The organism is Bacillus sp. TH25, assembly GCF_016650935.1.
In the GTDB taxonomy this organism is placed as follows: Bacteria; Bacillota; Bacilli; order Bacillales; family Bacillaceae_G; genus Bacillus_A; species Bacillus_A mycoides.
Genome location: NZ_JAEKEU010000023.1, coordinates 1 through 8,487, shown reverse-complemented (window position 1 = coordinate 8,487; position 8,487 = coordinate 1). Strand labels below are relative to the sequence as shown.

Genomic DNA, 8,487 nt, shown 5'->3' with positions numbered 1-8,487 from the left:
AATTTTAACCAAGCACATTAAAAGAAATAGCTAAATTACATTTGGTTATATAAATAAAACATTATTAAAATCAAATAAATATAAAGTAACTATTAACATATAACTACCTCCTTATGGGACTTTATATTATAAAATCATTATAATAAATTATTATATTTTTTATCTATGATTTACAAAAAAATTACAGAAACTAAATATAATAAAAGGTATCGCCTCTTTATATAGCGATACCTTTTATATACTCTTAATTAAATAACACCTTTAACTTCTTCATTCACCGGCCATTTTTCTAATGTATATGCCATTTCCCAAAATGAATATTCATATTGACTACTAAAAATAAAATGTTGTCTCATACGATTACGGTCTGCCTCTGTTACTTTTTCAGCGATCGTATCTAATCGTGTGATTTGCTCTTCAACTAAAGTACGGAACCAATCAGATCCATAAGCAGAAATCCACTCTTTATAAATCGGCTCTTCTGGCTGGCACTCTTTTAAACGTTCACCAATTTCATAATATAGCCAGTAGCAAGGTAAAATAGCCGCAATAATATCTCCTAAATGCCCTTCATAAGCTGCACGATACATATGAGATGTATATGCATATGCAGTTGGCGCAGGAATAAAATTATCTTTTTCTTCTTTTGTAATCCCTAATTTCTTTGCGAAATTCTCATGTAATGATAACTCAGCTTCATACGTATTTTGTGCATGGTGTGCCATACGAGCTGTCGTTTCTAATTCAAGAGCCTTTGCAGCACCTAACGTTTGTACTCTAGCAAAATGACTCAAATAATAAGAATCTTGAAGCACATAATATCGAAAACTAGCTAAATCTAATGTTCCTTCGCCTAGTTTTTTTACAAAAGGATGGTTAAAACTTGCTTCCCAAATTGAATCTACTTCTTTACGTAATGATTGTGAAAAAGTCATTTAAATCCCTCCAAATAATGTAAAAAATATACGTATTTATCCACAATTATTAAAGCTGTAAAATAAAAAAACTTTCTTTACAGGCGTAAAGAAAGTGAAATTGACAGTATTTATTCGTTAAATAGCAACGTCTTTCCCACTTCCCTACGCTGGCATTAACCAGATCAGGTACTAAGAGTCTCAAAATTTCATCTGATCTCAGCCTATAAAAGGCCCCCCTAGTGGATAAATATTTAGTTGTCGTATTGTAATTATCATAGCATAATTCATGGAACTGTCAAAAGAATTAATTATATAACTATCTTAAAAACCTTCTTCTTTCCTTACTTTTAATGAAGTTTCAATTATCATATCTAATAGTTTGCTATAATTAATTCCCGCTGCTTCCGCACTTTTTGGCAGTAAACTTGATTGTGTCATCCCTGGTAATGTATTAACTTCCATTACATATGGAATTCCTTCCTTCACCATCATATCAACCCTTGCATAAACACTACATTTTAATGCTTTATAACAAGCCAGTGACGCTTTATTTACACGTTCCTTTATTTCAGCTGGAAGTTCGATAACTTCTTCAACTGTACTAGTATCATCATATTTTGCATTGTAGTCAAAGAACACAGCAGCATGTCGAATCGAAATGATAGGTAACTGTTGCCCATCAAAAATTGAACATGTAATCTCGTCACCTTTTATATACTTCTCAATTACTACTTCAGAATCCCATTCGAATACAGTTTCCAGCATAGAGATTAATTCATTTTTATCATAGACAATCTTAACTCCAACACTTGAGCCGCCAGAGTTTGGTTTTACCACTAACGGAAATCCTAATTTATCTAACTCCTCAAGCTTTAGATCCTCCATTTTTGTAAGTTCAATCCAATCTGGTGTTTCTACTCCTTCATAACGCAAAATCTTTTTCGAAATATTTTTATCCATACATATACCGCTAGATAACATATTGCTGCCGCTATATGGAATACCTAAACTCTCAAGCGTCCCTTGAACCGTACCATCTTCTCCGTATTTTCCGTGTAATGCTAGCAATGCAAAATCAATGTCTTTCGCTTTTTCAATTAAATCCATTTTTTCATTTAACGTAATTGGAACGATTTCATATTTACTCTTATCTAAATGTGCAATCATTTCATTCCCCGTCATAATTGATACTTGTTTTTCAGAGGATACTCCTCCCATAATAACGCCAATTCTCATTTTCTCAACTCCAAGTTTCATTTTTTAATGTTTCACCAATTATTTGAATCCCGCTAACAATTTCCTGTTCTTTCAAACGTGAAAATCCTAATCGGAATGTGTTCGCTCCTCCTCCATCAGAGTAAAAAACATCTCCAGGAGAAAACGTAACTCCTTTTTCATAACACTTTTGTAAAAGTGTGCGGGCTTGAATTTTTTCTTCCAACTCTATAAACAAATGAAGTCCGCCATCTCCAGTCATTCTTTTAAACGGAATGTACTGATTACACGCCCCAACAGCTAACTCATATTTTTTCTTATAAACAGATCTTGCTTTTTTTAAATATTTTTCAAAATATCCTTCATGTAAATATTGAAACAGAACAGCTTGATCTAACGTAGAAGTGTGAATCGTTCTTGCTCTTTTTACACTTTCTAAATAATGTATCAGTTCTTTATCTGCAATGATCCAACCTACACGTAAACCAGGAAAAAGTACCTTTGAAAAGCTACTAATATAAATCACATTATTACCAGCCCCTGCAAAAGTTAATAATGGCGATAAATGTGAACCCGAATAACGTAATTCTTCATTAAACCCATCCTCTATAATAGGGATCTTGTATTTTGAAAATAACCTCATCAATTCCGTTCTTTTCTCCGAACTCGTAACAATACCAGTTGGATTATGATAAGAAGGGATTAAATACGCGAAATCAAAATCCTTTTCACGCAAACTTTTTTCTACTTCATTCGTATCAATACCATCATCATTCATATTAATTCCATGAACTTCAAGTCCATGTAAACGAAAAAGCTTCAATGCAGCATGGTGAGTTGGGTTCTCACAAATAACACGCCCTGATTTCTTCGATAAAGAAGATAACACAATATCTAATCCTTCTGTAAATCCATTTGTAATTAGAATATCTTTGTTCGAAATATCTACACCTTTCATTTCCATGTAATGAAGTAAATAATTCATTAACGGTCTATAACCTTTTGCATATCCGTAGTTCAATACGATATCCCCTTCAATGGACATACGAGTAAGAAAAGCTCTTTTGAAATTTTCAACATCAAATAGCTTTTCGTCCGGGGCTATACTATTAAAAACAATCATTCCTTTTTCCCAGCGAACTCCATGCTTCATTAAGTCTAATTCATCCGCTAATGTGGTAACTGTATTAAGTTTATTTTTCCAATCTATTTCAACAGACGAGGTGTTACTTATATCCACCTTCGCAACGAAATTTCCTTTTCCTTTAACTGCATAAATGAGTCCTTCTTGTTCTAAATCCGCATATGCAGAGAGTACTGTATTTCTGCTCACTGATAATAATTCACTCAGTTCCCTTGTTGATGGGATTTTTTGGTCCCCCAACAAATGCCCTTTCATAATCATCTTTTTTAAATAATCCTTTAATTGAATATAAACGGGACGATCTTTTACAACTTTAAAATCTTTAAACAATTTCTTACCCCCTGCAATTATTTTTGCATATTTATTTCATTCTCAAAAGGTCCACTACATATGTATTTTTTATTAATAGCGGTACGGTCAGCAAACCTATAGATCCTTTCGATATAAATTGATTACATCTTTTAAAGCGGCTGCGGCTGCCCCTCTTGGATTTGAGGCACCTCCAAGCGTTGTCACTTGCCCCATTGAATCCGTAAAGAACGTAATTCCTTTTTCGGTACCATTTATACTTGCTAATGGATGTTCTTTCTCTAAATTAAAAGGTTGTACGCTAAGGTTTACTTTTCCATTATCATCTTTATTTGCTGATGCAATTAATTTAATAGTTTTATTTTGTTCTTTCGCATTTTGAATTTGGTGCGTTGTAACGTGCTCTATTCCTTTTATTCGCATGTCTTTGAGTGCATAATCTGTTCCCATTAAACTATTCGTCAAAAGTAATAATTTACATGCGCTATCCATCCCGCTTATATCTAATAAAGGGTTTGTCTCCGCAATCCCTTTATTTTGTGCTTCTTGCAACGCTTCTTCAAAAGTTTTATCTTCTTCATACATTCTTGTAAGAATATAATTAGTTGTCCCGTTTAATATCCCTTCTATTTTTTCAATATTACAACCTGCCAAACTAAATTGCCCAATATCTAGTGTCGGTAGTGCCGCGGCAGTTGCACCACTATATCGAATTCGTACATTCGCCATTTTTGCTGCTTCATTTATTTCTCTCCAGTTTGTAACAAGGGCACCTTTAGAAATTGCAACTATATCCATATGTTTCTCAATCGCTTGTTTTATATATTTTTTTCCTGGATTTCCATCTTTAAGATTTGTAACTGTTGATTCTACTAATACATTACCACTTATCTTATTTGTTGCACGTTCCTTCGGATGATGTTCTATATATTTTTCAATTGCAGCAGTACCACAACCATACATCAATAAATGATGAATAGACAAACCTTCCTCATTATGTATTGCAATATTCCTACCTAATACGCCACTTACAACTAAATGAATTCCATATGTTTCATATATATATAAATATTTTTCGTTTAATAATTTTATAAACTCTCTTCCTACTGTCCCATATCCTGATAATACAACTTGAATTTTCATAATATCCCCCCATATTTTTCTACCAAATCCCTCTTTCAATATAATATAAAGCGCCCTCGAATTCCATCGAGAGCGCTTTATATTATCTATTTCGGTAACCGTGATAATTTTTCTGCAATTGTTCTATAAAACTCTTGAATATTAGAAAATCCTAACGTGTCTGAAACGCTTAGTCCTACCATATCGAGGTGGTCCCAATTTGCTTTCGTTTCGATATGATTCCATTTTCCAATCTGTAATGACTCATTATTATTTACAGCAGCATTAGAAGATGGTGCAATCATAGAATTTGTATTTACTACACCATCGTTTTGCCACCAAGAAGTATCTATTAATGGCCGATTCTCTTCATATCTTGCATAGGAACCTAAGAAAAATGCATTCCCCATTAGCACTTTATTCATCGTTATATGCGGTAGATGCAAACCTGTTATAGGTGCTGCTTGCGATGCATGTCCACTATAGGATAAGTAATATACATCCGATTGCGTCTTTACCCAACTATTTAACTCCTTTGCTCCATCAGTACTTAAATCCCATTGACTTATATCTTTTGTATTTTCCCAAATTGAACTATTTAAAATACGATCAGTGTATTGGAAAAAGGACTCTCCAGCATTCTTTTTTATATCCCATTGATCCAATTTAAAATCATATAATGATAAATTATTGTTTCCACCTAAACTTGCAGCTGTAATGAGTAAATCTTTCACAAATGGCAACAGAAGACTTCCATCCGCAAGTGTTGTACCGTTGTGAGGAGTTGCTAATGTTGTAACGCTATGAACATATGATTTTCCTCCTTCAAATAGTGGTGATAGATTTGTATTCGGATGATTTTTTACATGATTTTTTTCTTCAAAGCTTCCTTCTTTTAATAGCTGTACTAATGTTCTTGTCGTTTGTCCCCCCATGCTATGTCCGACTAAATGAATTTTATTTGTTTCACTCCAATTCGGTGCAAAACCACTATAAGTTCTGCCAAAGCGATTATGTCCATGTATCTCAGCATGCGCCGCACCGTAATCTACTGTTCCACCGTTAATTTGCGCGTATAATTCACATGCACGGTCCCAATTACTAGAAACAGGCCCAACAGCAGCAGTATATACTGTATAATTATTTCTTTTTAAATCTTCCTGTATATCATGAACACCACCCCAATATTTAACCCCTAGCATTTCCTCTCTACCCCATCCGGCAAAGCCATTCACTAAAATGATAGGATAATTATTTTGTTGTCTCTCTTCTGCATAAGTTGTTTTCGCAACGACTGAACAGAAAGTCACTAACGCAAAAAAACATATTTTTAAATATAATTTCCCCATACTTTCTCCCCCTAATAAAACGTTTACATTTTTCTATGAAAAAGATTTACACAATTAGTTTTCAACTTAAACATAATGTAAAGTATTTTATATACATTGTATATATAGAAAACATACACAAATGTTGATAAATATTAATTCAAGTTAGTATTTACTTTTTACAATACAACTTGTAAATCTGATTATTTGAATTTATAATTAAATATAGTTTCCTCATGTTAACTGGATTTAGAAATCATAAGAATACTAATTTCATTGCTTGAAAAGGAGGAAAAAAGCATGCAAATCGGATTAAATATTCATACATTATCTCAACCTACTAAAATAACTCCTTCTAGTCTTGAGCATAATACTATCTCTTCTACTAAACTTGAAGATAAGAAAGCGAATGACCCTATCAAGTTCGATATTCGTTTATCTGAAAAAGAAATGAAACAGCCTGAGCATAAATTTAACGAATTAGATTTATGGAAGATGTTAAAAGATAAAGGTGTTCCGTTATGGATCATCCTTGAAATGCTACAAAAATCCCGTAAAGAAAAAGAAGCTCAAAATAGTTCGGTTCAAAGTTCAAATGTGATTGAAGAAACGAGCGAGACTCGATTAAATGAAGTAATGTAAAACATAATATTTGATTGGTCTATAAACTAAAAAGAGTTCAAGGTTGATAAAGTTTTTATCAACCTTGAACTCTTTTTTAAGATTTTTCTCCAATCGTTACAAACTGAAAAGATACTTCTCCTTCCAAACCTTTAATTAGCTTTTTTACTTTGACATTTTCATTAACCAATGTATTATCTGTCGACATTTTAGGTTTTTCATCTCCTAAAGATTTTTTCAGATGAAGAAGGTGCATTTTCGTTTCATTTGCCTTTATTTCTTTATACACACTATTTTGTGCTACAATCACATACCATTGCGTTGGATATTTACGAGTGTTACCTATCCAAGCGTCACTATCGTATGAAACTGGAATCTCTTTTCCTTCTAATTCAATACTTTTCATATTCTTTTCGTCTTCATGTGTAAACAACAGCGAACCTTCTTTTGGGAATTTCGGTAACGTATCTATAATATAATTGGAGCCATTATCTCGTTTACGAAAAGCTTTTTCTTTAATCAATGCTTGTGCTGTAGATTCATTTAAAATTAATATCTGTCCATTTCCAACTTTACCTTTTTTCACAGAAAACACTTCATTTTCTTTCGTAATTTCTTGATAACGATTAATAATTGGTGAAATTTTATTTTCATCTCCAATGATTAATAAACCGTTTGCAGGAAATGGATTTTCCTTTTTAGAGCATGCACTAAAACTTATTAAAAGTAGTATCGTTAACATAAAAATAGTTAAAGTTCTTTTCATCGCGTTTCCTTTCATCATACAGTTCATTTTTTCACATACTTTTGTGTAGTCTTACAAGCTAATATACTCTATTGCTCCATAACTTTATAAAGCTTTTGTAGGTAACGCCAACGAGTTATAAAGAAATATAAAACTTGTATACATATAAATGAAATTAAAATAACGATCGAGCTATTTAAAATAGAAAAATCGACTAATTGTTGCAGTGCCGTATACGCAACTACAGTATGAATCACTGCAATGATAATCGGTAAGAAGAACATTAATACTAACTGTCTCGTTACAACTTTTTTTAACTCTCGTTTACTTAATCCCATTTTCGAAATCATTTTATATTGTTGTTGATCACGGTCCAAATCAGTATATAATCGGAAATAAATAAAACTAGCAGCAAATGTAAAGAAAACAATTCCGACTAAAACACTTGCCATAAGTAATAAACCATTCTTTTGCTTTGCCTCCAACAAGTTTAATGTTAAAGCTTCAAAGTAGAAATCACTGTCCCTAAGATCTTTATCGAATACATTCTTTAATTGATTTGAAATCTCTTTCGTTTTTATCCAATCATCTACAACAAATCCGTAAGTACGATGTTGAATATTTTCATCTTTTGGATTACTCGTATGAGGAATTTCATCATACACATGATCTTGAACAGCAATATAAATACTACTAGGATCATGTGGTAAAACTAAATTTCCCACAGTTTTTTTCACACGAAATGTCTTTGTCCAATCTCCTTGAATGACTTCAATATTTTTTTTATAGTCACCATTTTTAAATTCTTGTTTTTGTGACACCCTCCCAGGGATTAGTAAAATTTCATCTTCTTTTTCAATCGTTTCTTGTTGGTACCCGAGTGCTCTCGTAAGTTCGTTATATTCACTTAATTTCAATACATTTACGTTACTTTCTGTAAATTTATTTGAAGATGAAGCCATTCGGTACGGAATATTTGCATCCTCAAGACGTTTTTTTATAATAGAGAGATGTTTATCTACCAATTTGTTGTTTTCAGAGCTTTCATACAGAAATGTATATGGGTTTGTCATCCATACTAAATCC

At 32.5% G+C, this 8,487-nt stretch carries 8 protein-coding genes and 1 riboswitch; of the genes, 1 reads left to right on the top strand and 7 read right to left on the bottom strand.

All coding sequences use genetic code 11. The features are described 5' to 3' along the window. Nucleotides 1-248: 248 nt before the first annotated feature. From tenA to JFT89_RS13885, 5 genes are all read right to left on the bottom strand, one after another. Nucleotides 249-935, bottom strand: coding sequence for a thiaminase II (tenA, locus tag JFT89_RS13905; RefSeq protein WP_002065618.1), 687 nt, complete (start codon nt 933-935; stop codon nt 249-251). A 124-nt stretch (nt 936-1,059) separates the two neighbouring features. Further along, nucleotides 1,060-1,165: riboswitch (TPP riboswitch) on the bottom strand. Between the two features lie 73 nt (nt 1,166-1,238). Further along, on the bottom strand, nt 1,239-2,153 hold the full coding sequence (gene ddlB, locus JFT89_RS13900) for a D-alanine--D-alanine ligase (protein WP_002013134.1): 915 nt from the start codon (nt 2,151-2,153) through the stop codon (nt 1,239-1,241). 4 nt (nt 2,154-2,157) lie between these two features. After that, nucleotides 2,158-3,606, bottom strand: a complete 1,449-nt coding sequence (pdxR, locus tag JFT89_RS13895; protein WP_002185703.1) for a MocR-like pyridoxine biosynthesis transcription factor PdxR — start codon at nt 3,604-3,606, stop codon at nt 2,158-2,160. Between the two features lie 96 nt (nt 3,607-3,702). Then, on the bottom strand, nt 3,703-4,728 hold the full coding sequence (locus JFT89_RS13890; RefSeq protein WP_016095537.1) for a homoserine dehydrogenase: 1,026 nt from the start codon (nt 4,726-4,728) through the stop codon (nt 3,703-3,705). A gap of 86 nt (nt 4,729-4,814) precedes the next feature. After that, nucleotides 4,815-6,056, bottom strand: coding sequence for an esterase/lipase family protein (locus JFT89_RS13885; protein ID WP_201040237.1), 1,242 nt, complete (start codon nt 6,054-6,056; stop codon nt 4,815-4,817). A 279-nt stretch (nt 6,057-6,335) separates the two neighbouring features. On the opposite strand from JFT89_RS13885, the gene JFT89_RS13880 reads away from it, so the two are divergent. Then, nucleotides 6,336-6,677: a DUF3914 domain-containing protein gene (locus JFT89_RS13880; RefSeq protein WP_016095539.1), complete on the top strand. Its 342-nt coding sequence runs from the start codon at nt 6,336-6,338 to the stop codon at nt 6,675-6,677. 76 nt (nt 6,678-6,753) lie between these two features. Here the strand turns inward: JFT89_RS13880 and JFT89_RS13875 are convergent, their stop codons facing one another. Both JFT89_RS13875 and JFT89_RS13870 read right to left on the bottom strand, forming a co-directional pair. Continuing rightward, on the bottom strand, nt 6,754-7,437 hold the full coding sequence (locus JFT89_RS13875; RefSeq protein ID WP_201040238.1) for a lipoprotein BA_5634 family protein: 684 nt from the start codon (nt 7,435-7,437) through the stop codon (nt 6,754-6,756). A 53-nt stretch (nt 7,438-7,490) separates the two neighbouring features. Continuing rightward, the coding region (locus tag JFT89_RS13870; RefSeq protein ID WP_201040236.1) for an ABC transporter permease at nt 7,491-8,487 on the bottom strand (997 nt) is incomplete at its 5' end.

Coding starts and splice junctions, on each gene's coding strand:
- tenA (WP_002065618.1), bottom strand. CDS start 935: ATGACTTTTTCACAATCATTACGTAAAGAAGTAGATTCAATTTGGGAA.
- ddlB (WP_002013134.1), bottom strand. CDS start 2,153: ATGAGAATTGGCGTTATTATGGGAGGAGTATCCTCTGAAAAACAAGTA.
- JFT89_RS13890 (WP_016095537.1), bottom strand. CDS start 4,728: ATGAAAATTCAAGTTGTATTATCAGGATATGGGACAGTAGGAAGAGAG.
- JFT89_RS13885 (WP_201040237.1), bottom strand. CDS start 6,056: ATGGGGAAATTATATTTAAAAATATGTTTTTTTGCGTTAGTGACTTTC.
- JFT89_RS13880 (WP_016095539.1), top strand. CDS start 6,336: ATGCAAATCGGATTAAATATTCATACATTATCTCAACCTACTAAAATA.
- JFT89_RS13875 (WP_201040238.1), bottom strand. CDS start 7,437: ATGAAAGGAAACGCGATGAAAAGAACTTTAACTATTTTTATGTTAACG.